This is a genomic window from Chelativorans intermedius (assembly GCF_025398255.1).
In the GTDB taxonomy this organism is placed as follows: domain Bacteria; phylum Pseudomonadota; class Alphaproteobacteria; order Rhizobiales; family Rhizobiaceae; genus Chelativorans; species Chelativorans intermedius.
In genome coordinates, this window is the sequence record NZ_JAODNW010000024.1 from 1 (window position 1) to 25101 (window position 25101).

Below are 25101 nucleotides of genomic sequence, written 5' to 3' on the forward strand. Positions count from 1 at the left end.
CTCACGCCGCCGAATGATGGCACACAAAAGGAGAACAGGCTCGACTTACGAGTGGCCCTGAAAAAAGGGGCAGGTCAGCGGCTCCAGCGGGCCGAGGCCCAGAACGTCGTTGCAGATGTCCTCCAGCAGGTCCTCCTGCTCGGCGATGGACATCACGAAGTTCTTGATCGCGATGATGTCGTTGACGATGTCGCGGATTTCCTCGCGCGCGCTGTCCACATCCATCTTGGCCAGCTGCGACAGGTCGATCGTGTCGATCAGCGCGGAGAAGACCTGGGCCTTCGTGTCGTAATAGCCGTCGCTGCGCTCCCGCGGTGCTGTGGCCTGAGGTGCGGCCTGCGGTCGGGCCGGCGCGGCCTCCGGGCGCGGCGCGGCGGGCTGTGGCGGCTGCGGCCTGGGGCGCTCGGGCGCAAGCAGCGTCTCGCCCTCGCCGGCAGGGCGGGGGCGGGCCGGCGCCGCAGGCTGCCGTGGTCCGCCGATCGTGCTGTTTGAGCTTCTCTTGCCGAACATGCGTTTCTCACCGCGGCTTGCTTCAGGTCGTCTTCAGGTTCAGACGGTCGAGCAGCAGGGCCAGGCCGGTCTTCCTCTTCGCCTTGATCTCGCGCCGGCCTGTGAGCACGTGGGCCAGCTCGTTGAGCGTCTGCACGATGGGGTGATCGTGGTCCATCTCGCCCAGCATGCGACCGTTGTTGGCGGCGCTGCCGAAGAGCTGCGGCTCGAAAGGGATGACGGCAAGCGGCGCGATGCCCAGCGGCTCGGCGAAGTCGTCGGCGCCGATTTCGGGCCGCTTCGGCATGTTTGTCTGGTTGAGGATCAGCTTCGGCGGTCCGTCATTGGGGCGCAACTTGGCGAGCGTATCCACCAGGTTCTTGGTGTTGCGCAGATTGGCGAGTTCCGGGGTAGCGGTGATGACCACCTCGTCGACCCGCGCCAGCGTCGTGCGCGTCCAGCCCGTCCACAGATGCGGCACGTCGAGCACCACCACCGGGGCGGTGCGCTGCGCCGTGTCGATGATCTGGGCAAAGGCTTCGGCCTCGAAATCGTAGGTGCGATCGAGGGTCGAGGGCGCAGCCAGCAGCGACAGGCGCTCCGCGCACTGCGCCAGCAGCCGGTCGAGATACACCTCGTCGATGCGCTCGGGCGAGAAGACTGCCTCGGCGATGCCTTGCGCCGGGTCCTGGTCGAAATTGATGTTGGCGGTGCCGAAGGGCAGGTCCATGTCGGCCACCACCACCTCGCTGTCGAACAGGGCCGACATCGTCCAGGCCAGGTTGTGGGCCAGCGTCGAGGAGCCGACACCCCCCTTGGCGCCGACAAAGGCGATGGAGCGGCCGAGCGGCGCGGCATCGGGATCGACGAAGATGCCGGCCACGACGCCCACGATGTCGGCCATGGAGATGGGGGCCACCACATATTCGGACACGCCGGCGCGGATCAGCTCGCGATAGAGCCAGACGTCGTTGTGATGGCCGATCACCACCACGCGGCTGCTGGCATCGCAGACCTCCGCGAGCTTCTGCAGCGAGGCCAGAAGTGCCTGCGGCTCCTCGCGCGATTCGACGATGATGAGATTGGGCGTGGCCGCCGTCTGATAGAATTCGAGGGCCGTGGCAAGTCCGCCCATGTGCACCTTGAGATGCGCCTTGGCCATGCGCCGGTCCTCCCCGGCGCGCTCGATGGGGCCGGCCACGGCATCGGTCTCGCAGAAGGCCTGGATGGAGATGCGCGGCACCGGGCGCAGCGACTGCAGCGTCGTGTCGGCTTGGCGGCTTTCCTCCAGATGGTTCGTTTCGTAGGCCAGACTGCTCATGTCCTCATGCCTCTGCTTGGGAGCCTAGTAGAAGACTTCTCTGTTGGTCTTGAACTCGGCGGAAACCTTGCCGGCTTCGTAGTTGCCGTCCTTCCCCCTGTACTTGTCGATGACGCCCATGCGGTTCTCGGCGTCGATGGATGTCATCTTGCGCGGCCCCAGGAAATCCGCCGGATTGGCCACCTGGGCAGCCAGGTTGTTCTGGTAGGAACACCCGAAATTCGCGTAGTTGCGGTTCTCCGTGGTCTCGGCCAGGTCCTCCGGCCAGCGCCCGCACGGGCCGACGCTCGCCTTGACCACGGGATAGGAAAGACGGATCGGCGGCGCTTCGCCGGGGCCGGCCTGATAGGCAAGAACCTGCAGGCGCCCGCGGGGCACGCCGTTCCTGTGCAGAAGCGCGGCGAACTGGCGCGAGATGCTGGAGGCGGCGGCGCTGTTGGCCGCGCCCTCCGGCACCAGCATCGTCACCACCGCGCCGCCGCTGTCCTCGTAATGGTCGAGGAAGCCCTCGATGGCGGCGCGCTGCTGCCAGGTCATGTTGTGGGAGGCGGTGCCGACGGGCAGGTCCAGCGTCTGCGTCTTCTCCTCGATCACGATGGGATGCCTGGTGCGGTAGTCGTCGGGAACGGCCCCCACCACCACGGAATCGCGCTGGGCGCAGCCGGCCAGGAGGCCGGCGGCGGCAACCATTGGAAGAAGGCCCGTCTTGAAGCGGAAATCGAACATGGCAGCCGGCCTCCGATCACTTGTAGATGTAGCCGACGACGCCGTGATAGCGCCCGTCAGGCAGGTTGGTCTTCATCGTTCCGTAGATGCGGTTGACGCGGCCGAGGAAGATGCCCGCGCCATCGCTGGGCGGGTTGAAATTGTCGTCGGGTCTGGCCAGCGCCGTGCGCGCCGTCGGACGCGACAGGTAGGGGGTGACGATGATGACCAGCTCGGTCTCGTTGCGCACGAAGTCGCGGCTGCGGAAGAGGGCGCCGAGCACCGGCACCTTGGACAGGCCGGGAACGCCGTTGAAGGCCTGGCGCACGTCGTCCTGCACGAGGCCGGCGATCATCATGGAGCCCCCGGAGGGCAGCTCCACCGTGGTGTCGGCCAGCCGCTTGCGGATCGACAGGATGTTCATGCCGGCGACATATTCGTCGCTCGACACCATGCCGCCGTTGAGCGACGAAGATCCCTGCGTGGTGGGCTCGGAGACCTGCGTGCGGATCTTGAGGCTGATGCGGCCCGCCGACAGCACGGTGGGCTGGAACTCCAGGCCGATGCCGTAGTCGATCTCCTTGGTCTGGTAGGAGATCTGCCCGGTTTCGCTGTCGACGCTGCGCTCGTTGACGAGGTTGAACGTGCCGCCGACGCGGAAAGTGGCCTTCTCGCCGGAGACGGCCGTCAGCGCCGGCTCGGCCAGCGTCTTCATCACGCCGGCCTGCTCCATCGCGTTGAGATAGGCATCGAGCATCGAGCCGCCGAGCGAGAACTGCGAATCGCTGATCGCCTTGCCGAGCGCCAGCGGATTGTCGCTGATGGCGCCCCAGCGGATGCCGTCAGCCGTGCCGCCGGCGATCATGTTGACGCCGAGCTGCTTCATGACCGAGCGGCTGACCTCGGCGACCGTGACCTTGAGCGTCACCTGATCCTCGCCGATGATCTCCAGCATGTTGACGATCTGGCTGACCTGGCGCTTCGAGTCGGGATTGTCGATGGCCACCCCGCCGCCGTCGGAAGGTGCCGAAAGGCTCTGCGAATACTGGCCCGTGGTCGCCTCGCCGCCGGTTACGAAGATTTCCGCAAGCTGGGCGGCGCGCGCAGCATCAAGCGGCGTCTCCACCGTGCCGGTGAGCACCACATTGTCGTTGATGAGCTCGACCGTGATGTCGGAGTTGGGAAGGAAGCGTTTCAGATAGTCTTCGAGGCCGGCAACGTCGCGTTCCACGGCGATGTTCAGGTTGGCGATCTGCTCGCCATTGGCGCCGAAGACGAAGATGTTGGTTTCGCCCACCTGCTTGCCGAACAGATAGATGCGCCGCGACGTGCGGGTGACGGCGTCGGCGACGGCCGGATTGGCGACCAGTATGTCGTAGGCGTCGTGCGGCAGATCGACAACGAGCGCCTTGTTGAGGCCGAGCTTGACGCGCTGCGCGCCGCCTGTCTGGCTGGCGTTGACCGTTGTCTGCGCCGCCGCCGGGCCGGCAAATCCGGGCATCGCGGCGCACAGCAGGGCGCAGGCGAGCGCTGCAAGGGCGGCAGGCCGCCGGCCGCCGCGCCCGGCCGCCGGCCGCTTTGTGCTGATGGGCATGGTTTCGTTTCTGCTCATTTGCGGGTCCCCACGACGGACACTTCGCCGGACTTGATGAGGCGCACGGCATTGCCGCGGCCGAGCCCGTTGACGAGGTGCAGCCCGCTCGTTCCGGCCGTCTCGTCGGCATCGGCCACCGAGCGCAGCGCCAGGGTCAGGCGGTCGGCCATCTGCTGCGCCACGGTGATGACCTCGGCCTGCTCGGGCGTAAGCTCCAGCGTCGCCGTCTCGCCCACCTTCACGCGACGGCCGTCCTCATCCTCCTGGATGGTCTGGTCGATCGCCAGAACGCGGATGTTTTCAAGGATCGTTTCGGTGATGAAACCGCCCGGAGACGTGTGGTCCTCGGAGCGGCGCGTCATGATGACATCGACACGGTCGTTGGGCAGAATGAAGCCGCCGGCCGAGGTGTCCGCGGCAATCTGCGTGGCCACGGCGCGCTTGCCCGGCGGCAGGATGGCGGCCATGAAGCTCTGCCCTTCGCCGATCAGCCGGTTGCGCTTGACCGGCTCGCCGGCATAGAGGTTGAGCCGCGCCACCGCGTTGCGCAGCTCCTGCGCGGCTTCCGGCTCCCGCTCGCGCGTGATGAAGGTGTCGTTCACGGCCTCGGCAGGCCAGGGCTGCCAGCGCACGGAACCGCCCAGCATCTCGCCCATCGGCACATCCTGCGCGGCGACCAGCACCTCCGTCAGCTCGATCTGCGGCTGCGGCGCCGACTGCACCATGACCGGCTCCGCCGGGGTGGCCAGGTTCTTGGCCATATAGCCGGCGCCGATGGCGGCGACCACGGCCACACCGAGAATGACGATACGGGATTTGTTCATCATTCGCCCCCAATCCCCGCGGAGAATCCGCTACCCGGGCGAACAATGGCCGCTGAAACGTCAAATTAGGGTTAACGGAACTGTTATAGACATCACTAATTAAAAGTTGATGCATCTGGCGCGCCGCGGCTCCGGCGTGCTCATGCGAATGAAAAAGGCCGCATGGGGATGCCGGTCTGCGTCCCCATGCGGCCCTTGCGTCAAAGCCGGCAAAACGCTCCCCACCTGCAAATGCAGGGACACAGCGTGCAGCTTACGGGCGGGAGGGCCGGCAGAGGAAAGTCTGGTCAGGCAGCGCGCTTCTTCTTGGAGGGCAGAAGGCCCTCGCGCTGTGCCTGCTTGCGCGCCAGCTTGCGGGCGCGGCGAATGGCCTCCGCGCGCTGGCGTGCGCGCTTTTCGGAGGGCTTTTCATAGGCGCGGCGAGATTTCATCTCACGGAAAACGCCCTCGCGCTGCATCTTCTTCTTCAGCACCTTGAGGGCCTGGTCGACATTGTTGTCTCGAACGATAACCTGCAATGTTCTTCCTTCTTTCGTTGCTGTTGGCGTTTCAGGGCCGAATCCGGCCGGCGCCGGTCACGGCGCGCTGGGCGGCGACTGAAGCCGCCGGAACGGACGACTCGGAGAGGCGCGGATTATACCCATAATCGCGCCGGATGCACCCCTTGCCCTGAAATATAGTGTGTGGATGCCGGTTTTTGAGAGGCGGGCGCTATCCGGCGGCCCGCCGCCAGGCATATTTCGCGGTGCGCGGGGCGGCCGCGGCGGCCGGCTGGTAGTAGAGGGGGATGCCGCCCAGCCTTCCGGCTTCGAGGCGCTCGATGGCCGTCTTGTTGCGCACCTCGAAGCTTGAGAAGCCGCAGCGCAGCATGAAGGGAAGCTGGTCGATCAGCACGTCGCCGCTGGCGCGCAGCTCGCCCTTGTAGCCATGGCGCGTGCGCAGAAGCTGCGCCTTGGAGTAGCTGCGCCCGTCGTTGAAAGCCGGAAAGGCCAGCGCCACGAGCGGCAGGCGGTCGAGGAAGGGGACGAGAGGCTCTACGGCCTCACCCGGAAGCACCTCCACGCCAAGGCGGGGAAGGGCGGTCTCGCGCACCGCCGGATCGAGCGCCAGAAAGGTCTCGAGCGGCAGAATCACCTTCTCTGTGCCCGTCAGCGCCTCTTCCTCCGCGGCGCGCCGCCACTCGTCGGTGCGGAAGCCGGCCTGCGTCCAGAGCCTTGGTCTTTCGGTCGTTTCGCTTGCGTCCATGGTCGTGCTCCTCAGGCGGCGGAGGAGGCGAAGGCCTCGAACCCCGGCAGGTGGATGCCGCATTCGGTCTTGGCGCTGCCGGCCCAGCGGCCGCTGCGGCCGTCCTGGCCGGGCTTCACCGGCTCGGTGCAGGGGAAGCAGCCGATGGAGAGATAGCCATAGGCCACCAGCGGATTTTCGCGCAGGTTGTGGGCGCGCATGTAGCCGGCCTGGTCGGCCGTCGTCCAGCGCGCCAGCGGGTTGATGCGGATGCGCGGCCCCACGGCCTCGAACACCGGCATGTTGGTGCGGGTCTCGGCCTGATAGCGCTTGCGCCCGGTGAACCAGGCCGCATAGGGCTCCACGGCGCGCGCCATGGGCTCCACCTTGCGGATCTCGCAGCACAGGTCCGCGTTCGCCTTGTGCAGGGTGCCGTCGGGGTCCCTGACGGTCAGCACCTCGGGCTTGGGGTGCACGATTTGCAGGTTCTTCAGCTTCAGGTCTTCGGCAAGCTGGTCGCGATATTCGAGCGTTTCGCCGAAATGCTTGCCCGTGTCCAGAAACAGCACCGGCAGCGTGCTGTCCAGACGCGCGATCATGTGCAGAAGCGAGGCCGAGTCCGCGCCGAAGGAGGAAACGACGGCAATTCCGCCATCCTCGCGAAAGCGCTCCAGCGCGACCTCGATGATGGCTTCCGGGGCAAGATGGCCGTGGCGCGCTTCCAGCGCGGCGGCGACTTCCAGCGCATCCATTTCGCGCTCAAGCAGCCTTGGCTTCGCGGCCATAGAGAGCCTCCTTGAAAGGTGCGGGGCCCAGCCGGCGGTAGGCGGCGAGAAAGGTCTCGTGCCTGTCCTGCCGGTTGGCCAGATAGGTTTCGATGATGGTTTCCACCGCGTCGACGATCTCGTCGGGGCCGAAACCGCGGCCGATGATCTCGCCGATCGCGGTGTTCTCGTCGCCCGAGCCGCCGAGCGTGACCTGATAGAGCTCCGCACCCTTCTTCTCGACGCCGAGAATGCCGATGTGGCCCACATGGTGATGGCCGCAGGCATTGATGCAACCGGAGATCTTGATCTTGAGATCGCCGATCTCCTCCTGCCGCGCCTGGCTTGCGAAGCGGCTGGAGATCTGCTGGGCCACCGGGATCGAGCGTGCATTGGCCAGCGCGCAGTAGTCGAGGCCGGGGCAGGCAATGATGTCGGTCACGAGGCCGGCATTGGATGTCGCAAGGCCGATCTCCCTGAGCCGGTCATAGACCGCCTTCAGGTCGGCGCGCGCCACATGCGGCAGGATCAGGTTCTGCTCGTGGCTGACGCGGATCTCGTCGAAGCCGTAACGCTCGGCCAGGTCGGCCACGGCCTCCATCTGGTCGGCCGAGGCATCGCCCGGCACCTCGCCGATGCCCTTCAGCGAGATGGTGACGGAGGCATAGTCGGGATTCCTGTGCGTGTGGAGATTGCGCCGCATCCAGTCGGCAAAGCTTCTGTCGGCTGCCGACGCGGCGGCTATTGCGGCGTCTCCTTCCGGCCGAGGCGGCAGGGCGGGCGGCGCGAAATAGGCCTGGATGGCCGCAATATCCGCCTCGGGAAGCTTGAGCTCGCCATCCTTCAGGGCCGCGAACTCGCGTTCCACCTGGGCGGCAAGCTCTTCCGTCCCGGTCTCGTGTACGAGGATCTTGATGCGTGCCTTGTACTTGTTGTCGCGGCGACCATGCAGATTGTACACGCGCAGGATCGCCGTCGTGTAGGAGAGCAGGTCCTCCTCCGGCAGGAAGTCGCGGATCTTTTTGGCCACCATCGGCGTGCGGCCGAGCCCGCCGCCCACATAGACGGCAAAGCCGAGCCGCCCGCCGGCGTCCTTCTTCAGATGCAGGCCGATGTCATGTACCTGGACCGCGGCGCGGTCGCGCTCCGCCCCCGTCACCGCGATCTTGAACTTGCGCGGAAGATAGGAGAACTCCGGGTGCAGCGACGACCACTGGCGCAGGATCTCCGCATAGGGGCGCGGGTCGGCCACCTCGTCCGCCGCCGCGCCTGCGAAATGATCGGCGGTGACGTTGCGGATGCAGTTGCCCGAGGTCTGGATGGCATGCATCTCCACCTCGGCGAGCTTTTCCAGGATGTCCGGGATGTCCTTGAGTGCCGGCCAGTGGAACTGCAGGTTCTGCCGCGTGGTGAAGTGGCCGTATCCCTTGTCGTAGGTGCGCGCGATATGCGCCAGCATGCGCATCTGCCGGGGCGACAGCGTGCCGTAGGGAATGGCGATGCGCAGCATGTAGGCATGGAGCTGCAGATACACGCCGTTCATCAGCCTCAGCGGCTTGAACTGCTCCTCCGTCAGCTCGCCGGAAAGGCGCCGCTTCACCTGGTCGCGGAACTCGGCGACGCGGGCCTTCACGAAGGCGTGGTCGAACTCGTCGTAACGGTACATGGGTCTTCCCTGACGTTCTTCAGACCGGTGCCAGCACGCCGCGGCGTGCCTGCTTGCCAAGATCGGGGTGAATGGAAGGCCCGGCGGCGCGGATACGCTCGCGCAGGCGGGTGGGGCGGATCCGGCCCTCGACGATCTCCACATCGATGAGATTGACGTCGACGACCTCGTTGCGTGCGGCGGCAGCACGCCCGGCTTCCTCCAGGCGCCCGGCCGCCTCGGCATCGCGGGCGATCTCGGCCTCGGCGATGTCCTCGGCCCAGCGGCCGTCCGCCGCCAGCCAGACGACCTCGCCGTCAACCAGTCGGTTTGCGGTGAGCAGCTTCATCCTTTGCTTTCCTCGTTCGCCGGGGCGGGGGCGGGGGCGGTGCGGCGCGCGGTGAGCGGCTGCGAGCGCGAGAAATCGGCACCCGCCACCGCGTCGCCGATGATGGTCAGCACCGGGCCTGAAAGGTCGGTGCGCGCGCCGAGCGCCGGCAGATCGGCCAGCGTGCCGTGAAACAGCCGGCGGCGCGCCAGGCTGGCGTTCTCCACCACGGCTACGGCCGTATCGGGCGACAGCCCGGCATCCCGCAGGCGCCCTGCCACCTCGGCGGCGTTGGAGCGGCCCATGTAGACGGCAACGGTGGCGCCCTCGATGGCGAGCTTCGCCCAGTCGGGCAGGCTCGTGCCCTTGAGATCGTGCCCGGTGGTGAAGACGAGGGAGGAGGCCACACCGCGCAGTGTCAACGGCAGCTCGAAATCGGCCGCGGCGGCCAGCGCCGCCGTCACCCCCGGCACCACCTCATAGGCAATGCCGGCCTCGCGCAACGCCGCCATCTCCTCGCCTGCGCGGCCGAACACCAGCGGATCGCCCGCCTTGAGGCGCACCACGCGCTTGCCGGTGCGCGCGAGCTCCACCAGCAGCGCGTTGATCTCGTCCTGGGTCTTGGAGTGGCAGCCCTTGCGCTTGCCCGCGGCGATGCGCTCGGCATCGCGCCGGCCCATGGCGACCACGGCTTCCGGCACCAGCGCATCGTGCATGATGACGTCGGCTTCCATGAGCAGGCGCTGCGCACGCAGGGTCAGCAGGTCTTCCGCGCCAGGGCCTGCGCCGACGAGCGCCACATGGCCGGGTTCGACCCCCTGGCTGTGCAACAGCCGCTCGACCGCCCGGGCGGCCGCATGGGCGTCGCCGGCTTCCACGGCGCGCGCCGGGCTACCGGTAAAGAAAGCCTTCCAGAAGCGGCGGCGGGCAACGCCCCTGGCGACACGGCGCTCCACCGCCGTGCGATACGAGGCGGCGAGGGTGGCCAGCCGGCCGAGCGAGGGCGAAAGCATGCGGTCGATGCGAGCCCGGATCATCTGCGCCAGCACGGGGCCCGCGCCCTCCGTACCCACGGCGACGGCCACCGGCGCGCGGTTGACCAGCGCCGGGGTGTAGAAGTCGCACAGCTCCGGGCGGTCCACGGCGTTGACGGGGATGGAGCGGGCGCGTGCATCGGCAACCACGGCGCGGTCGGCTTCCTCCTCGCCCGTGGCGGCGAAGACGAGAGCCGCCCCGTCGAGATGCCGCGCCGCGTAAGGCGCGCGCACCACCGTCACGCCGCGTTGTGCGGCCCATTGCGCAAGGGTGGCCTCGGCCGTCTCGGCCACGACGACGATCTCGGCGCTCGACTGCGCCATCAGCCGCGCCTTGGCCAGCGCCTCCTCGCCGCCGCCGACGATCACGACGCGTCGCTGCTCGACGCGCATGAAGATCGGAAATGCGTTCAGCTTTGCCGTCTCGAAGGACATGGATGCACGCTCCTGCATGGTGAACCGGATTTTGCCCGCAGGCGGCCGTTTTCAGAAGAAACGCACTCGCGCCCGGGGATTGCCCCGGCAATCGCTTTTGCGTCTCGCACCGTTGCTGCGGAAAATTCATCCCACCGCGCGCCGTTGCAGGTGGGCAAAGGGCTCTTGCCTCACGCTCGGGGTGAGGCCAAGCTTCGGCCATTCGAAGGAGAGGAAAGATGGCGCAAATCCGGCTCGAACACAATATCTGGCTTCTGGTCGCCGACGGCGAGAAGGCGCTTTTCCTGCGCAACGAGGGAAATCCGTTCCAGCCGCGGCTGCAGGTGGTGCGGGCGATCCACGAGGAAAATCCGCCCAATCGCCAGCAGAGCACGGACGCGCCGGGCCGCTATTTCGACGGCGCGAATGTGCACAAGAGCGGCTTCGAGGAGACCGACTGGCACCGCATCGGCAAGGAGCGCTTCGCCGAGGAGATCGCAGACCGGCTGTATCGCCTGGCCCATCGGGGCCGGTTCGAGAAGATCGTGCTCGTGGCCCCGCCGCTGGTGCTGGGCGCGCTGCGCAAGGCACTGCACAAGGAAGTGAGCGATCGCGTGGCCGGCGAGGTGGCGAAGACGCTGACCGGCCACACCAGGGAAGACATCGAGCGGATCCTGGCGACCGCCTGAGGGGCGTTGCGCCCTGCGAGAGGCTGTGGCAGAAGCGGCCGAGGCATGACCTCGAGCCGGAGCCCCCGTTGAAGCCCTTGCGAGACAGGAACCCTCGCCAAAGACAGCGCAGCGACGCGCCGGGCCGCCAGCCTGCCGCTGCGGCCGGCCGGCGCGCCGGGCCGCTTCCCGAAGAGCGCCTGCCGCTGATTCTCGAAGTGCTTCCCGACGAGGACTATGCGCTGCTCGATTCGGGTGGCGGGCGCAAGCTGGAGCGCTACGGCCCCTATCGCATCGTGCGCCCGGAGGGCCAGGCCCTGTGGCAGCCGGCCTGGGAGGCGGCCGAGTGGGACAAGGCCGATGCCGTATTCACCGGCGATACGGACGAGGAGGGCATGGGCCGCTGGCGCTTCCCCGGAACGCCGCTCGGCGAGACCTGGCCGATGCGCCATGACGGCATTGCCTATCTGGGCCGTTTCACCTCCTTCCGCCATGTCGGTGTGTTTCCCGAGCAGGCCTCCCACTGGGCGCACATGGCGGGGCTGATCGAAGCGGCGCGCCGGCCGGTCAAGGTGCTCAATCTTTTCGGCTATACCGGCCTGGCCTCGCTCGTTGCCGCGCGCGCCGGCGCGCAGGTAACGCATATCGACGCCTCGAAGAAGGCGATTGCCTGGGCGCGGGAAAACCAGGAGGTGGCGGGGCTCGGCGACCGTCCCATCCGCTGGATCTGCGAAGATGCGGTAAAGTTCGCCGAGCGCGAGAAGCGGCGTGGCAACAGCTACGACATCATCCTGCTGGACCCTCCCGCCTATGGCCGCGGGCCAAAGGGTGAGGTGTGGCAGCTCTTCGAGCATCTGCCGGGTCTGGTGGAAACCTGCCGCGACATCCTTTCGCCAAGGCCGCTGGCGCTGGTGCTGACGGCATACTCAATCCGCGCCTCCTTCTTCGCGGTGCATGCGCTGGTGCGCGACGCCTTTGCCGGTATGGGCGGGCGGGTGGAATCGGGCGAGCTCGTCATCCGCGAGCAGTCGGCCGGGCGCGCCCTGTCCACCTCGCTCTTTTCGCGCTGGGTGGCGCGGTGATGGAGCGGCAAAGGCGCACCCCCGGCCGGGTCAAGGAGGTGACGAGCCTCTCCAACCCGCTGGTCAAGGAGATCAAGGCCCTCGCCCTGAAGAAATATCGCGACCGCGCGCGCGCCTTCATGGCCGAGGGTCTGAAGCTGGTGCTCGACGCGCTCGATGCGGGCTGGACCATCCGCACCATGGTCTATGCCAAGGCCGGGCGGGGCAATGCAGCCGTGGAGAAGGCCGCTGCGCGCACCGTTGCTGCCGGCGGGCTGGTGCTGGAGGTTTCCGAAAAGGTTCTTTGCGCCATCACCCGCCGCGACAACCCGCAGATGGTGGTGGGTGTGTTCGAGCAGCGCTATTGCCCGCTCGCCGACCTGCGGCCCGTGCGGGGGGATGTCTGGGTGGCGCTCGATCGCGTGCGCGACCCCGGCAATCTGGGCACCATCATGCGCACGGTGGATGCGGTGGGCGCCCGCGGCGTCATCCTGGTGGGCGAATGCACCGACCCCTTCTCACTGGAGACCGTGCGGGCGACGATGGGATCGCTCTTTTGCGTGCCGCTTGCCCGTGCCGAGCAGCAGGCGTTTCTCGACTGGCGGCGGACCTTCCCCGGCCTGGTGGTCGGCACGCATCTGGAAGGGGCGGTGGACTATCGCAGCGTCGACTATACCGCCGGTCCCGTGCTGCTTGTCATGGGCAATGAGCAGCAGGGCCTTGCTGCGCCCCTGGCGCAGTCATGCGACAGGCTGGTGCGCATTCCCCAGGCGGGGCGCGCCGATTCGCTCAATCTCGCGGTTGCCACCGGCGTCATGCTTTACGAGATCCGCCGTGCCGCGCTGCCGGTCGTGCCCGAGGCCGCCTCATGAACAGGCGGGCCATGCTTCTCTATGGCGGCACCATGCTTGTCGCCCTGCTTCTGGATCAGGCGGTGAAGGCGCTGGTGGAGGCGGGGCTGGCCCTGCATGAGAGGGTGGACGTGCTGCCCTTTCTGGCGCTTCTGCACTCGCGCAACACGGGCATTGCCTTTTCCCTGTTCTCTGGCGTGGACGGGGTCTGGCTGAGCCTCGCCGTGCTCGTCATCATCGTCTTCATCGCCACGATGGCCGTGCGCACCGGCCCCCAACAGGTGTTCGCCCGCTTCGGCTTTGCGCTCATCATCGGGGGCGCGCTGGGAAATCTCATCGACAGGGCGGTGCGCGGCCATGTGGTGGACTATGTCTTTTTCCACACGCCCGTATGGTCCTTCGCCATCTTCAATCTGGCGGACGCCTTCATCACGATCGGCGCCGGCCTGGTCATTCTCGATGAATGGATTGCCTGGCGGCGCAGCCGTCGGGAGGGCAGGGGATAGCGCTACTGGCTCGCCCAGACGATGCGGGCGATCCATTCCACCTCGGCCTTGGCCAGCACGCGGTTGGGATGCTCGGCGTTGAGCGACAGAAGCTCGATCTGGCCCGCAGTCTGTCGCTCCAGCACCTTGGCCATCACCTCTCCCCCGACGGTCTTGACGACCACGCGGTCGCCGCGGCGCACGCGCGCGGCAGGATCGACCACGAGCACATCGCCGTTGCGGTAGAGCGGCAGCATGGAATCGCCCTGCACCTCCAGCGCATAGGCGCCCTCGCTGACGGGACCGGGCAGGTCGATATGCTCCCAGCCCTCGCCAACGGGAAAACCGGCATCGGTGAAGAAGCCGCCGGCACCGGCCTGGGCGAATCCGATCAGCGGCACGCTGGTGCGGCCCGCCCGCCGCTCGCCGTCTCCGGCCATCAATGTCATGAACTCTTCCAGCGAAGCGCCGGTCGCCTGCATGACCTTGGCCAGCGATTCGGTCGAGGGCCAGCGCGGGCGCCCGTCCGCCGAATAGCGCTTGGATCGGTTGAAGGCGGTGGAATCGAGCCCGGCCTTGCGCGCCAGCCCCGAGGGCGACAACGCATAACGCGCCGCAAGCGCGTCTATGGCCGACCAGACTTTATCGTGCGAAAGCACGCGGTGGCTCCTTCGCGAACCCGCCGGAACAGGAAAAAATGCCTCCGTTCCTTCTAACCCTTCGAGGACGGCTTGTCCATAAAGGGCGCCGCGGAAAAGGCCGGGCGGCCGGTGGCCAGCGCCCGGTCGAGGTGTTCGATCCGGTCCTGGCCCCAGAAGGGCTCGCCGTTCAGGATATAGGCCGGCGCGCCCACCACGTCGGCGGCGATGGCCTCCTCGGTGTTGCGTGCGCGGATGGCGGCCGTCTCGGGCCGCGCGGCGGCCGGCAGGACGGTTTCGGAATCGAAGCCGGCAGCGCGCAGGTGAGCGGCCAGCACGGCGCGGTCGGAAATGTCTTCCTCATCGACCCACAGCGCGGCAAAGATCCGCTGCATGTAGTCCAGCGGATCGTGGCCGGCCTCGATGAGAGCGATGATCGTGTGATCGGCCAAAGACGGATCCACCGGCCAGTATCTGGGCTTGGGATTGATGGGCAGGCCGCGATAATCGGCAACGCGCTGCAGCTCGATGAAGCGATAGCGCTGGCGAACGGGTGGACGCCTGGCCGGCGGCACGGCGCCCGAATGCTCGAAGATGGCCGGCAGGTTCACGGGCTTCACGGCCAGCGATGCGCCGTGCTTTTCCGCCACCGCGCACAGGGCCCGGTGCCCGAGATAGGAGAAGGGCGACAGCGCCGTCATGTAGTAGTCGATGGTCTTTGACATGGAAGCCTCCCAAGGCGGTCGTAGTCGCCCGTTCGCGATTTGAACAGCGCCGGAAGATCAACATCGCGTGAGGACCGCGGGAAGCGGGCGATCTTTCTCCGGGCCGTATGCGCTGCGGGAGCGCGTGTCGGGGGAGCCGAACACCGGCGGTGCGAAGTCCCCGGCTCACGGGCCGCCCTTCGCCGCCGTTCTCAAAGCCCGATGCGAGGCCATGAAGGCGCGCTCCGCCGCGTCGGGCGGGCGCGGGGCATCGGCATGGCCGAGAATGGCCATCACCTCGCCCGCCTCCACGAACCGGCGGCCCTTGAAATCGTAGACACCGCCGGTCGTCAGGATGATGGCGGCCGTGCGCCCGTCCTCCAGCACGAAGCGGTGGCGGCCGATGATCTGGGTCTCCTCCCAGGTCTCGATCGAGGAGTGGATGTCGAAGCGCTGCCACAGCCGGATTTCGCGCACATAGCTGGCCTGCAGTCCGCCGAGCAGCGGCCCCCAGCCGCGGCGGCGGGCCGTCGAAAGCAGGCCGCTGCGGAAGAAGATGTCCATCCGCCCGACATCGGCCAGCATCATGTAGCGGGCGTTGTTGAGGTGCAGGTTCATGTCGATGTCGCTGGGCAGGCAGCGGAAGGAGAGCCGCCCTTCCTGGCCGACCGCAATGCGGCCGCGGCGCCGGTGCGTCGCCGCGATCCGCAGAAGGCGCATCCACACATACATGCCGGCTCAGGCTGCCTCTCTCACGCGGTCTGCGCCTTCGGGCGCAAAGCGGGTGTAGAAGGTCTCGCCCTTCTCGGCCATCTCCAGAAGAAGCCTGGGCGGCTTGAACTGCTTGCCATACTTCTTCTGCAGGCGCTTGGCGCGCGCCACGAACGCCGCCGCCCCGATGCCGTCGATATAGGAGAGCGCGCCGCCCGTATAGGGCGCGAAGCCGAAGGCAAGGATGGAGCCGACATCGGCCTCGCGCGGGTCGGTGACAATCCCCTCTTCCATCACGCGGGCTGCTTCCAGCGCAATGACATACAGGAAGCGGGCCTTCAGCTGCTCGACATTCAGGCTCTCCGGCGCCTTTTGCGGGTAGAGCTCCTTCAACCCCGGCCACAGGTGCTTCTTGGCCGGCTTTTCGGGATAGTCGTAGAAGCCTTTGCCGTTCTTGCGTCCGCGGCGGCCGTGCGTGTCCACCATCGTGTCGATGAGCGCCATGTGGCGCGGATCGACGGCCTTTTCGCCCAGATCGCGGATCGTCTGTCGCATGATCTTCTGGGCCAGGTCGATGGCCGTCTCGTCGGTGAGCGCCAAGGGCCCCACCGGCATCCCCGCCATCTTTGCCGCGTTCTCGATCATCGGCGCCGGCACGCCTTCGATCAGCATGGAATAGGCTTCCTGCATGTAGCGCAGCACGCAGCGGTTGACGTAGAAGCCGCGCGTGTCGTTGACGACGATCGGCGTCTTCCTGATGGCGCGCGCATAGTCCATGGCCACCGCAAGCGCCTTCTCGCCGGTCTTCTTGCCGAGAATGATCTCGACCAGCATCATCTTGTCCACGGGCGAGAAGAAGTGGATGCCGATGAAGTTCCTGGGCCGCTTGGAGTTCTTCGCCAGGCCGGTGATGGGGATGGTGGAGGTGTTGGAGGCGAAGACGGCGGAGGACTTCAGGACCGCTTCCGCCTGCTCGATGGCCGTCCTCTTGATCTCGGAGTCCTCAAACACCGCCTCGATCACCAGATTGGCGCCTTCGAGCGCGCTGTAGTCCGCGGTTGCGGTGATGAGGGAGAGAAGCTTTTCCTTCTCGGCCTGGGTGGCGCGGCCCTTCTTGATGAGCTTGTCCATGAGGGCGGCCGAATGGGCCTTGCCCTTCTCCGCCGATTCCTGGTCCCGGTCGATCAGCACCACGGGAATGCCCGCCCTGGCGGTGACATAGGCGATGCCGGCGCCCATGAAGCCGGCACCCAGCACGCCCACCTTGCGCAGCTTCGTGGCCGGCACGTCCCGTGGCCGGCGGGCACCCTTGTTGAGCTCCTGCAGAGAGACGAACAGCGAGCGGATCATCGCCGCCGCCTCGCGCCTTTGCAGGATTTCGGTGAAATAGCGTTGCTCGATCCTGAGCGCCGTGTCGAAAGGCACCAGAAGCCCCTCATAGACGCATTTCAGGATGGCGGTCGCCGCCGGGTAGTTGCCATAGGTCTCGCGGCGCAGGATGGCGATGGCGGCCGGCCACAGATTGGCGCCGGCGGGGGAATAGACGGGCCCTCCCGGCAGCTTGAAGCCCTTTTCGTCCCAGGGCTGGGTGGGCTTGAGGCCGTCGCGGATCATCTTCTTGGCCGCCTCGACCAGCCTGCGCGGCGGCACGACCTCGTGCACCAGGCCCATGGCCTTCGCCTTGCCGGGCGAGAGGGTCTGGCCGGTGGTCAGCATCTGCAGGGCTTCCTGCGTGTTCGCCAGCCGCGGCACGCGCTGCGTGCCCCCGGCGCCGGGGAAGATGCCGACCTTGACCTCCGGCAGCGCCATCTTCACCGCGTCGGTGTCGGCGGCCACGCGGCCGTGGCAGGCGAGCGACAGCTCGAAGGCTCCGCCCATGCAGGTGCCGTTGATGGCCGAGACCCAGGGCTTGCCGCTGGTCTCCAGCTTGCGCCACAGCCAGCTCATCCGGCCTGCGGCCTCGAAGAGACGCTTCACCGCCTTCTCCCGGTCCTGCGCCTTCTCCTTTTCGAAAAGGCCCAGCATCTTCTGCAGCATGGTCAGGTCCGCGCCGCCGGAGAAGGTCTCCTTGCCGGAGGTGATGACGGCGCCCTTGATGTCCGCATCGGCGGCGATGGCGTCGACGATCGCCTCAAGCTCGTCCATCACCTCCTCGGTGAAGACGTTCATGGAGCGGTCGGGCATATCCCATGTGACGAGCGCGATGCCGTCGGAGTCCGTTTCCACCGTGAAGTTCTTGTAGGTCATCCGCTGCTCCTCATGCTGCCGCGCTGGCGTTCAGCGCCGCCAGCACCGAATTCGTCGTCTCGATGGTGGCGAATTCGCCGTCGAGATTCGACAGTGTCATCGCATGGATCGCCTCGGCGGTTTCCCGCTGTCCGCCATGGCCGATCCGGTCGAAGGTGTAGCAGGCATCCTCGACGAGCCGCGTGTCGAAGCCCAGATTGCCTGCCATGCGCGCCGTGGTCTCGACGCAGTGGTTGGTGGTGATGCCCGCCAGCACCAACGTTCTGGCATCGTCGCGCCGCAGCCCTTCTTCCAGCCCCGTCCCGATGAACGCGGAATTGACGTTCTTGACGAAAACCGGCTCGCCGGCGCGTTCGCGCACCGCCTCGATGGGCTGGAAGCCCGGGCGTTCCGGGCGCAGGAGGGAATGCGCCTCCGTGGAGGCGTGGCGGACGTGGAAGACGGCGAGACCGCGCGCGCGGAATGCCTCCAGGAGCCGCACCATGTTGTCGAGCGCGCCGGGATTGTTGCGCCGTTCGCCCGCCCGCTCCCGCTCCACGAAGGCCGACTGAACATCGATCAGGATCAGGGCCGTTTTTTCGGGGCGCAGAGCCATCGCCGATCACACCCGCTCGATGATGGTCGCCGTGCCCATGCCGGCGCCGATGCACAGCGTCACCAGCGCGGTGTTCAGGTCGCGCCGCTCCAGCTCGTCCAGCACGGTGCCGAAGATCATCGCGCCGGTGGCCCCCAGCGGATGGCCCATGGCGATGGCGCCGCCATTGACGTTGATCTTTTCCCGGTCGATGTCGAACGCCTGGATGTAGCGCAGCACGACGGAGGCGAAGGCCTCGTTGAGCTCGAACAGGTCGATGTCCGACAGCTTCATCTTCGCCTTCTTTAGAAGCTTCCTTGTCACGTCCACCGGGCCGGTGAGCATGATGGCCGGCTCGGAGCCGATGTTTGTGTAGGCACGGATGCGCGCGCGCGGCTTCAGCCCCAGCGCCTTGCCGGCCTTCCTGGAGCCGAGCAGCACGGCGGCCGCGCCGTCGACGATGCCGGAGGAATTGCCCGCGTGGTGAACATGGTTGACGCCTTCGATCTCGGGATAGCGCTGCACGGCCACGGCATCGAAGCCGCCCATCTCTCCCGCCATGGTGAAGGAGGGGTTGAGCGCGGCCAGCGCCTGCATGTCCGTGTCGGGGCGCATGTGCTCGTCATGGGCCAGGATGGTCATCCCGTTCTGGTCCTTGATGGGGATGACGGAATTCTTGAAGTAGCCGTTGTCCCAGGCCCGCTTAGCCCGCTTCTGGCTCTCCACCGCATAGGCGTCCACGTCGTCGCGGGAAAAGCCGTATTTGGTGGCGATGAGGTCGGCGGAGACGCCCTGCGGCATGAAATAGGCGGGCAGGCCCACGGAAGGATCCATGAACCAGGCGCCGCCCGAAATGCCCATGCCGACGCGCGACATGGACTCCACGCCACCGGCGATCACAATCTCGTCCGCCCCGCCGGCGATCTTCGCGGCGCCCAGATTGATGGCGTCCAGCCCGGAGGCGCAGAAGCGCGAAATCTGCATTCCCGGGGCCCTGTTGTCGTAACCGGCCTCGAAGGCGGCGGCGCGCGGGATCACCGAACCGGCCTCGCCCACGGGATCGACGCAACCGAAAATGATGTCGTCGACGAGCGCGGTGTCGAGCCCGTTCCTGTCGCGCACGGCCTCCAGCATCCTCGCGGCAAGCCGCACGGCCGGCACCTCGTGCAGCGCGCCGTCCTTCTTGCCACGGCCGCGCGGGCTACGCACGGCGTCATAGACATAGGCGTGAGCCATCATCGTCTCCTTGCTTGTGTCGGTTTGGGGCTACCCTAGAACGCCTCTTCGCGAAGCGCCATCATCGTCTCGGCGCCCGCCGAGATGCGGGCCAGATGCGCCGCCGTCTCCGGCATGATCCGCTCCATGAAGAAGCGGCCGAGCACGAGCTTGCGCTCCATCATGCCGGCATCGCCGTCCGCTCCGCCGGCCAGCTTCTCCTGCGCCGTCCTGACCATGCGCCCCCACATATAGCCAAGCGCGACAAGGCCGAAGAGGTGCATGTAATCGTAGGATGCGGCGCCGGCATTGTCGGGCTTCTGGGGCGCGTTCTGCATCAGCCAGAGCGTGGCTGCCTGCAGGTCGTTGAGCCCCTTCTTGAGCGCCTTGGTATAGGCCGTCATCTTCTCGTCGCCGCGATGGGCCTCGCAGAAGTCGCCGACCTCGCGGAAGAACGCCTGGGCGGCCCTCCCGCCATTGGCGGGCAGCTTGCGGCCGACGAGATCGAGCGCCTGGATGCCGTTCGCACCTTCGTAGATCATGGCGATGCGGGCATCGCGCACGAACTGGCTCATGCCATGCTCCTCGATGTAGCCGTGGCCGCCGAAGACCTGCTGCGCCATCACCGCGTGCTCGAAGCCCTTGTCGGTGAGCACGCCCTTGATGACCGGCGTCATGAGCGCCAGGTGGTCCTGCGCCTTCGTCCGCTCCTGCTCGTCCTGGCCGCGATGGGCGATGTCGGCCTGCAGCGCGGTCCACAGGATGAGGGCGCGTCCGGCCTCATTGAAGGCGCGCATGGTCATCAGCTTGCGGCGGATGTCGGGGTGCACGATGATGGGGTCCGCCTTCCGCTCAGGCGCCTTGGGCCCGGACAGGGAGCGCCCCTGCAGGCGCTCGCGGGCATAGGCCGCAGCGCTCTGGTAGGCGGCCTCGCCCACCGCGTGGCCCTGCAGGCCGACGCCGAGGCGCGCCTCGTTCATCATGGTGAACATGGCCTTGAGCCCGCCATTCTCTGCCCCCAGCAGATAGCCCTCCGCTTCGTCGTAGTTCATCACGCAGGTGGCATTGCCGTGAATGCCCATCTTTTCCTCCAGCGCGCCGCACGACACGCCGTTGGGTGCTGCCGGATTGCCGGCCTCGTCCACCCTCAGTTTCGGAACGATGAAGAGCGAGATCCCCTTCGTGCCCTCCGGCGCGCCCTCGATGCGCGCCAGCACCAGGTGCACGATGTTTTCCGAAAGGTCGTGCTCGCCGGCCGAGATGAAGATCTTCTGGCCCGAGATGCGGTAGCGGCCGTTGCCGTCGGGCACCGCCTTGGTGCGCAGCAGGCCGAGGTCGGTCCCGCAGTGCGGCTCCGTCAGGTTCATGGTGCCCGTCCATGTGCCTTCCACCATCCTTGGCAGCCATCGGCGTTTCTGTTCCTCGGTTCCGTGGGCGAGGATCGTGGCGATGGCGCCCTGGGTGAGGCCGGGATACATCATCAGCGCCATGTTGGCGGAGGACAGATATTCCCCGACAGCCGAGTGAACCACATAGGGCAGGCCCTGCCCGCCGAACTCTGCAGGCGCCGAAAGCCCCATCCAGCCGCCCTCGCAATACTGGCGATAGGCTTCCCTGAAGCCCCTGGGCGTCGTCACCGTTCCGTCCGCGTTGCGGACGCACCCCTCGACGTCTCCGACCCGGTTGAGCGGCTGCATCACGTTTTCGGCCAGCTTCGCTCCCTCGGCCAGGATGGCCGCCAGCACATCGGGCGAAGCCTCGGCAAAGCCCGGCAGGTTATCGTGGCGTTGATAACCGAGCACATCGCAAAGGATGAACATCGTCTCTTCGACAGGGGCCCTGTAGGTCGGCATGAGGTTCCTCCACGCATGGGGTCGGCACCGGCGGGGATCGCCGGCCGGAATGGCAAGCGTGCATAACAAATTTTGACGTGCGCGTAAACGTCAAATATCGGTCGTGCGCCTGCCGTCGGCGAAGGTTAACGGCTTGTTTACCACGATTAGCGAATGTCGGGTTGTCGGAACGCCGATGGCGCCTGCTTCGGGGCCGGCGATCGGGGTTCCGCGCAAAGGGGGCTGTTGCAGCCGGGCCTGCCGCCAGCGCGAGAGGGGCGCGGTCCGCAGGGCGCCCCGCAAGATGGATTTCATGCGCGGCGGGCGATGCGCCGCTCGAGAGGCGGGCTTTCGATGAACACCAATCGGTCCTATCTGGATGGTCTGAACGCGGGGCGGCAGCGGCGGTCCGGCACCGCGCTCGAGGATATCTCGCGCACGCTGGAGCAGCTCGAAAGCCGCCTGGAGCGGGCGCTGGGAGAGCGCCGGCGCCCCGAAGCGGTCGACGGCGACATCGCCCGACGGATGCAGCGCCTTTCGCAGGTTGCCGCCACGCCGCGCCGCCCGGCGCCCGGCCTCGACCCGGCCCGCCGCGAGCAGGAGCAGCGTGCGGCGACGGACGCTCTGGCCGGCGAGATGAAGGCACTGCGCGAGGAAATGCGTGCCGTGATGGGCAGTGGGCTGAAGCGCGAGTTCGACGCCCTGCGCGAGGAACTGGCCCGCATCATGGAGCTCGTGCCGCAATCCTCTTGGACGGCGGAGCTCAACGCCGAATTCGAGCAGCTTTCCCGCGCCATCACCCTCCTGGCCGAGCGCAGCGACGACCGCAGCACCAAGGCGCTTCGCCTGGAGCTGGAGCAGGTCAAGGCGTCGCTCGACAAGCTGGCGCGCGAGGAGACGGTGCGTGCCCTCGACGAGCGGTGGGAAGCCCTGGAGAGCAGGCTCTCCGCGAGCCCCGACCCGGCCATCGAGGGACTGGGCGCGCGGCTGGAGGAGATCGGTGCGGCCATCGAAAGCCTGCCCGAATCGCTGTCGCTGGACACGCTGGAGGAGCGGCTGCGCGCTCTTGCCGTCGCCCTGGAGCAGTTCGTGAGCCGGCACCACGAGGGCGAGCCCGGGCTCTACGCAATGATCGAGGAGCGGCTGGACGAGATCTCGCGCGCCATCGTCGCATCCACGGTCCGCGCCCAGGCGCCGGGCTTCGACCCGCAGGTGCTGGAGCGCATCGAGGCCCGCATCGCTTCCCTGGCGAATCAGATCAACGAGCTGGTGGAGGACAGCCCGGCCGCTGCGATCGTCGAGCGTCTCAACGCGCTGTCCGAGCGCGTCGACGAGATCGCCCTGCGCGTCGAGACGCCGGAGCCGACGGTGGAGCGGCTGGCCGCCACGATCGGCCAGATCTCGGACAAGCTCGACACGATCCGACGTCCCGACGAATCCGGCCTCATGGAAGCCATGGACAGCCGCTTCGCGGAGCTTGCCGCCCGCATCGAGGAGGCGCGCGAGGAGGGCAGCGTGCTGCGCACGCTGGAAACGCGGCTCGAAGACATCGCGGGGAGACTGTCCGATCGGACCGCCGCGGTCGAAACCGTTGACCCGGAGGTGATCCGCAATCTGCAGGCGCAGATCGCCAGCCTGTCCGCCTATCTGGAGCGGCCCGGTCACGCCGCGCCCGACGTCGAGGGGCTGGCGCCGCGGCTGGAGCAGATCGAACGTTCGATCGGCGAGAGCCGGGCCGCCATGATGGACACGGCGCGCCAGGCGGCCGAGCAGGCCATCGAGGCGCTGGGTCTTGCCCGTGGCCAGGCCGACGAGCCCCTGCGCGAGGAGTTGCAGGCGCTGGAGGCTCTGGCCCGCAAGTCCGACGAGCGCAACGCCAGGACGTTCGAGGCCATTCACGACACGCTGCTCAAGATCGTCGAGCGGCTGGGCGCGCTGGAAGCCGGCGGCGCCGGCGAGAGGACCGCCATCGCCCACGCACCCTCCATCGACCCGGTGGACGGCTATGACGAGACCGCCCACGAGCCCGCGCCACGGGTGGGCCGCACGCCGGCCGAGGTGGCGGCGGCTGCCGCCGAGGCCGCGTTGCGCGAGGATGCCGAAGCTGCCCCGCGGCAGGAGGCGAAGCGCTCCATGCTTGGCGGACTGTCGCGCGCCATTGCCGGCCGGCGCAGCCGCGCCGACGAGCAGGAGCAGCGCGCCGAGCCCGTGCTTACCGGCGAGGAGCAGGCCGGTGAAGACCGCTCGCTCGACCCTGAGCGCATCAACGAGCCGCTGGAGCCCGGTTCCGGCGCGCCGGATCTCAACAGCATCATGCGCCGTGTCCGCGATGCCCAGCGCGTTCACGACGACGAATCGAGCGATGCGGCGCGCGCCGATTTTATCGCGGCGGCGCGCCGGGCGGCCCAGGCCGCCGCGGCGGAGGCGGAGATCCTGAAAGACAGCCGCAACGAGGCGGTCGCGAAGGGTGGCAAGCTCGGCCTCGGCAGGGTGCTGCGCGGTCGCCGCAACACATTGCTTCTGTCGCTCGGCGGGGTGGTTCTGCTTGCCGGCGGGCTTTATTACGGCGCGACGGTCGTCATGGGCGGCAGCGGCGAGCCCGTGCGCATGGCGCAGATGCCCGAGGAGGCCACCGTGGTCTCCGCAGCTCCCGCTACGGATGCGGCGCCGGAAGCCGAGGCCGCCCCGGTGCGCATGGCCGAAGCGCAGGAGCCCCAGGCCGCGGCGCCGGCGGCGCAGGATACGCTGGAAGACGTCGCCGCCGACATGGGCGGGCAGGAGGCGGTCGAGCTCGCCGCGGCGCCGGCGCCTGCCGCCGCGGAGGCGCCGCGCCGGACCGACGATGCCCCGAAGGCTGCGCCCGCCCTGCCGGACATTCCCGCCGGGATCGAGCCCGCCGCCTTGCGGCAGGCCGCTGCGGAGGGCGACCCCGTCGCCCTCTACGAGATCGGCAACCGCTATGCCGAGGGCGTGGACGTGGAGGCCGATCTGTCCCAGGCGGCCCTGTGGTACGAGGCGGCCGCCGAGCGCGGGCTCGCGCCGGCGCAATACCGCATCGGCCACTTCTACGAGAAGGGCACCGGCGTGGAGCGCGACATCGCCGCGGCGAAGAAGTGGTATCGGCGCGCCGCCGAGCAGGGCAACGCCAGCGCCATGCACAATCTCGGCGTGCTTTATGCCATGGGTGCCGATGGCACCACCGACAATGACGAGGCCGCGCGCTGGTTTCAGGAAGCCGCCGATCTCGGCGTCGTCGACAGCCAGTTCAACCTCGGCATCCTGGCGGCCAAGGGCGTCGGCATGAAGCGCGATCTGGGCGAAGCCTATAAATGGTTCGCCATCGTCGCCCGGACGGGCGACGAGGATGCCGCTGCCAAGCGCGACGAGATCGCCGAAGCCATGGCGCCGGCCGACCTAGCCAAGGCACAGGCCAAGGCGAAGCTCTGGCAGGCGCGCGAGCCCATCGCGGATGCCAACATCGTCGAGGTGCCCCAGGCATGGCGCACGGATGCGCAGGCCACCGGCAGCATCGACATGAAAAAGGCCATCGGCAACATCCAGGCCCTGCTCAACAGGCGCGGCTTCGATGCCGGACCGGCCGACGGCGTGATGGGCGAGAAGACCCGCGCGGCCATCCGCGCCTTTCAGAAGGAGAACGGGCTGGAGGTGACGGGCAGCGTCAACGAGGCGCTGGTGCGCGCGCTCCTGGCGCAGGACGGTGCCGCGCACTGACGGCCCGGCATGATTTCCCGCCGGATTTCAAAGTTTTCCGT

At 67.7% G+C, this 25101-nt stretch carries 22 protein-coding genes and 1 pseudogene; 5 read left to right on the forward strand and 18 right to left on the reverse strand.

Annotation, left to right across the window (positions count from 1 at the left end; translation table 11 throughout):
• Positions 1 to 75: 75 nt before the first annotated feature.
• The 11 genes and pseudogenes from NYR58_RS16705 to cysG form a co-directional block, all read right to left on the reverse strand.
• A pseudogene (locus NYR58_RS16705) lies at positions 76 to 510 on the reverse strand (CpaF family protein); the annotation flags it as partial.
• A gap of 22 nt (positions 511 to 532) precedes the next feature.
• Entirely contained in the window at positions 533 to 1810 is a 1278-nt protein-coding gene (locus NYR58_RS16710; protein ID WP_261522267.1) for an AAA family ATPase, read from the reverse strand.
• A 24-nt stretch (positions 1811 to 1834) separates the two neighbouring features.
• Positions 1835 to 2536: a CpaD family pilus assembly protein gene (locus tag NYR58_RS16715; RefSeq protein WP_261522268.1), complete on the reverse strand. Its 702-nt coding sequence runs from the start codon at positions 2534 to 2536 to the stop codon at positions 1835 to 1837.
• Positions 2537 to 2552: 16 nt separating this feature from the next.
• Positions 2553 to 4016 (reverse strand): type II and III secretion system protein family protein, encoded by a 1464-nt coding sequence (locus NYR58_RS16720; protein WP_378074753.1) that lies wholly within the window; start codon positions 4014 to 4016, stop codon positions 2553 to 2555.
• Between the two features lie 107 nt (positions 4017 to 4123).
• Positions 4124 to 4933, reverse strand: coding sequence for a Flp pilus assembly protein CpaB (cpaB, locus tag NYR58_RS16725; protein WP_261522322.1), 810 nt, complete (start codon positions 4931 to 4933; stop codon positions 4124 to 4126).
• Between the two features lie 287 nt (positions 4934 to 5220).
• Positions 5221 to 5451, reverse strand: coding sequence for a 30S ribosomal protein S21 (gene rpsU, locus NYR58_RS16730; RefSeq protein ID WP_261522271.1), 231 nt, complete (start codon positions 5449 to 5451; stop codon positions 5221 to 5223).
• 193 nt (positions 5452 to 5644) lie between these two features.
• On the reverse strand, positions 5645 to 6178 hold the full coding sequence (locus NYR58_RS16735; protein ID WP_261522272.1) for a DUF934 domain-containing protein: 534 nt from the start codon (positions 6176 to 6178) through the stop codon (positions 5645 to 5647).
• An 11-nt stretch (positions 6179 to 6189) separates the two neighbouring features.
• Complete coding sequence (locus NYR58_RS16740) at positions 6190 to 6942, reverse strand: phosphoadenylyl-sulfate reductase (protein WP_261522273.1); 753 nt, start codon at positions 6940 to 6942, stop codon at positions 6190 to 6192.
• A complete protein-coding gene (locus tag NYR58_RS16745; RefSeq protein ID WP_261522274.1) occupies positions 6917 to 8587 on the reverse strand; it encodes a nitrite/sulfite reductase in 1671 nt (556 codons plus the stop codon). The genes NYR58_RS16740 and NYR58_RS16745 overlap by 26 nt, the downstream gene beginning before the upstream one ends.
• A gap of 19 nt (positions 8588 to 8606) precedes the next feature.
• Positions 8607 to 8915, reverse strand: a complete 309-nt coding sequence (locus NYR58_RS16750; protein WP_261522278.1) for a DUF2849 domain-containing protein — start codon at positions 8913 to 8915, stop codon at positions 8607 to 8609.
• On the reverse strand, positions 8912 to 10363 hold the full coding sequence (cysG, locus tag NYR58_RS16755; RefSeq protein ID WP_261522279.1) for a siroheme synthase CysG: 1452 nt from the start codon (positions 10361 to 10363) through the stop codon (positions 8912 to 8914). Before cysG ends, NYR58_RS16750 begins: the two co-directional genes overlap by 4 nt.
• A 218-nt stretch (positions 10364 to 10581) precedes the next feature.
• On the opposite strand from cysG, the gene NYR58_RS16760 reads away from it, so the two are divergent.
• From NYR58_RS16760 to lspA, 4 genes are all read left to right on the forward strand, one after another.
• On the forward strand, positions 10582 to 11031 hold the full coding sequence (locus NYR58_RS16760) for a host attachment family protein (RefSeq protein ID WP_261522280.1): 450 nt from the start codon (positions 10582 to 10584) through the stop codon (positions 11029 to 11031).
• 68 nt (positions 11032 to 11099) lie between these two features.
• Positions 11100 to 12092 carry a class I SAM-dependent methyltransferase gene (locus NYR58_RS16765; RefSeq protein WP_261522282.1) on the forward strand — a complete coding sequence of 331 codons (993 nt, stop codon included), beginning with the start codon at positions 11100 to 11102 and terminating at the stop codon, positions 12090 to 12092.
• On the forward strand, positions 12092 to 12943 hold the full coding sequence (locus tag NYR58_RS16770; RefSeq protein WP_261522284.1) for a TrmH family RNA methyltransferase: 852 nt from the start codon (positions 12092 to 12094) through the stop codon (positions 12941 to 12943). Before NYR58_RS16765 ends, NYR58_RS16770 begins: the two co-directional genes overlap by 1 nt.
• Positions 12940 to 13428 carry a signal peptidase II gene (gene lspA, locus NYR58_RS16775; RefSeq protein WP_261522287.1) on the forward strand — a complete coding sequence of 163 codons (489 nt, stop codon included), beginning with the start codon at positions 12940 to 12942 and terminating at the stop codon, positions 13426 to 13428. The genes NYR58_RS16770 and lspA overlap by 4 nt, the downstream gene beginning before the upstream one ends.
• Before the next feature lie 2 nt (positions 13429 to 13430).
• Here the strand turns inward: lspA and NYR58_RS16780 are convergent, their stop codons facing one another.
• The 7 genes from NYR58_RS16780 to NYR58_RS16810 all read right to left on the reverse strand — a co-directional run bounded on the left by NYR58_RS16780 (position 13431) and on the right by NYR58_RS16810 (position 21349).
• Positions 13431 to 14066 carry a S24 family peptidase gene (locus NYR58_RS16780; protein WP_261522288.1) on the reverse strand — a complete coding sequence of 212 codons (636 nt, stop codon included), beginning with the start codon at positions 14064 to 14066 and terminating at the stop codon, positions 13431 to 13433.
• 53 nt (positions 14067 to 14119) lie between these two features.
• Positions 14120 to 14770, reverse strand: a complete 651-nt coding sequence (locus tag NYR58_RS16785; RefSeq protein ID WP_261522290.1) for a 2-hydroxychromene-2-carboxylate isomerase — start codon at positions 14768 to 14770, stop codon at positions 14120 to 14122.
• A gap of 165 nt (positions 14771 to 14935) precedes the next feature.
• On the reverse strand, positions 14936 to 15481 hold the full coding sequence (locus NYR58_RS16790) for a thioesterase family protein (RefSeq protein WP_261522291.1): 546 nt from the start codon (positions 15479 to 15481) through the stop codon (positions 14936 to 14938).
• A gap of 6 nt (positions 15482 to 15487) precedes the next feature.
• Positions 15488 to 17707 (reverse strand): 3-hydroxyacyl-CoA dehydrogenase NAD-binding domain-containing protein, encoded by a 2220-nt coding sequence (locus NYR58_RS16795; protein ID WP_261522292.1) that lies wholly within the window; start codon positions 17705 to 17707, stop codon positions 15488 to 15490.
• Positions 17708 to 17717: 10 nt separating this feature from the next.
• Complete coding sequence (locus tag NYR58_RS16800; protein ID WP_261522293.1) at positions 17718 to 18302, reverse strand: cysteine hydrolase family protein; 585 nt, start codon at positions 18300 to 18302, stop codon at positions 17718 to 17720.
• Positions 18303 to 18308: 6 nt separating this feature from the next.
• On the reverse strand, positions 18309 to 19517 hold the full coding sequence (locus tag NYR58_RS16805) for an acetyl-CoA C-acetyltransferase (RefSeq protein WP_261522294.1): 1209 nt from the start codon (positions 19515 to 19517) through the stop codon (positions 18309 to 18311).
• Positions 19518 to 19552: 35 nt separating this feature from the next.
• The gene (locus NYR58_RS16810) at positions 19553 to 21349 is read right to left on the reverse strand and encodes an acyl-CoA dehydrogenase C-terminal domain-containing protein (RefSeq protein WP_261522295.1); all 1797 of its coding nucleotides are present in this window, start codon (positions 21347 to 21349) and stop codon (positions 19553 to 19555) included.
• A 333-nt stretch (positions 21350 to 21682) separates the two neighbouring features.
• Here NYR58_RS16810 and NYR58_RS16815 point away from each other — a divergent pair, with 333 nt between their 5' ends.
• The gene (locus NYR58_RS16815; protein WP_261522296.1) at positions 21683 to 25060 is read left to right on the forward strand and encodes a peptidoglycan-binding protein; all 3378 of its coding nucleotides are present in this window, start codon (positions 21683 to 21685) and stop codon (positions 25058 to 25060) included.
• Positions 25061 to 25101: the final 41 nt, after the last annotated feature.

What these genes read in the sequence shown, in the direction of transcription:
- NYR58_RS16750 (WP_261522278.1), bottom strand. Translation starts at nt 8,915, where the DNA reads ATGAAGCTGCTCACCGCAAACCGACTGGTTGACGGCGAGGTCGTCTGG.
- NYR58_RS16710 (WP_261522267.1), bottom strand. Translation starts at nt 1,810, where the DNA reads ATGAGCAGTCTGGCCTACGAAACGAACCATCTGGAGGAAAGCCGCCAA.
- NYR58_RS16745 (WP_261522274.1), bottom strand. Translation starts at nt 8,587, where the DNA reads ATGTACCGTTACGACGAGTTCGACCACGCCTTCGTGAAGGCCCGCGTC.
- NYR58_RS16795 (WP_261522292.1), bottom strand. Translation starts at nt 17,707, where the DNA reads ATGACCTACAAGAACTTCACGGTGGAAACGGACTCCGACGGCATCGCG.
- NYR58_RS16715 (WP_261522268.1), bottom strand. Translation starts at nt 2,536, where the DNA reads ATGTTCGATTTCCGCTTCAAGACGGGCCTTCTTCCAATGGTTGCCGCC.
- NYR58_RS16720 (WP_378074753.1), bottom strand. Translation starts at nt 4,016, where the DNA reads ATGCCCGGATTTGCCGGCCCGGCGGCGGCGCAGACAACGGTCAACGCC.
- NYR58_RS16815 (WP_261522296.1), top strand. Translation starts at nt 21,683, where the DNA reads ATGAACACCAATCGGTCCTATCTGGATGGTCTGAACGCGGGGCGGCAG.
- NYR58_RS16805 (WP_261522294.1), bottom strand. Translation starts at nt 19,517, where the DNA reads ATGGCTCACGCCTATGTCTATGACGCCGTGCGTAGCCCGCGCGGCCGT.
- NYR58_RS16735 (WP_261522272.1), bottom strand. Translation starts at nt 6,178, where the DNA reads ATGGACGCAAGCGAAACGACCGAAAGACCAAGGCTCTGGACGCAGGCC.
- NYR58_RS16800 (WP_261522293.1), bottom strand. Translation starts at nt 18,302, where the DNA reads ATGGCTCTGCGCCCCGAAAAAACGGCCCTGATCCTGATCGATGTTCAG.
- cysG (WP_261522279.1), bottom strand. Translation starts at nt 10,363, where the DNA reads ATGTCCTTCGAGACGGCAAAGCTGAACGCATTTCCGATCTTCATGCGC.
- lspA (WP_261522287.1), top strand. Translation starts at nt 12,940, where the DNA reads ATGAACAGGCGGGCCATGCTTCTCTATGGCGGCACCATGCTTGTCGCC.
- NYR58_RS16790 (WP_261522291.1), bottom strand. Translation starts at nt 15,481, where the DNA reads ATGTATGTGTGGATGCGCCTTCTGCGGATCGCGGCGACGCACCGGCGC.
- NYR58_RS16760 (WP_261522280.1), top strand. Translation starts at nt 10,582, where the DNA reads ATGGCGCAAATCCGGCTCGAACACAATATCTGGCTTCTGGTCGCCGAC.
- NYR58_RS16770 (WP_261522284.1), top strand. Translation starts at nt 12,092, where the DNA reads ATGGAGCGGCAAAGGCGCACCCCCGGCCGGGTCAAGGAGGTGACGAGC.
- NYR58_RS16810 (WP_261522295.1), bottom strand. Translation starts at nt 21,349, where the DNA reads ATGCCGACCTACAGGGCCCCTGTCGAAGAGACGATGTTCATCCTTTGC.
- cpaB (WP_261522322.1), bottom strand. Translation starts at nt 4,933, where the DNA reads ATGAACAAATCCCGTATCGTCATTCTCGGTGTGGCCGTGGTCGCCGCC.
- NYR58_RS16740 (WP_261522273.1), bottom strand. Translation starts at nt 6,942, where the DNA reads ATGGCCGCGAAGCCAAGGCTGCTTGAGCGCGAAATGGATGCGCTGGAA.
- NYR58_RS16785 (WP_261522290.1), bottom strand. Translation starts at nt 14,770, where the DNA reads ATGTCAAAGACCATCGACTACTACATGACGGCGCTGTCGCCCTTCTCC.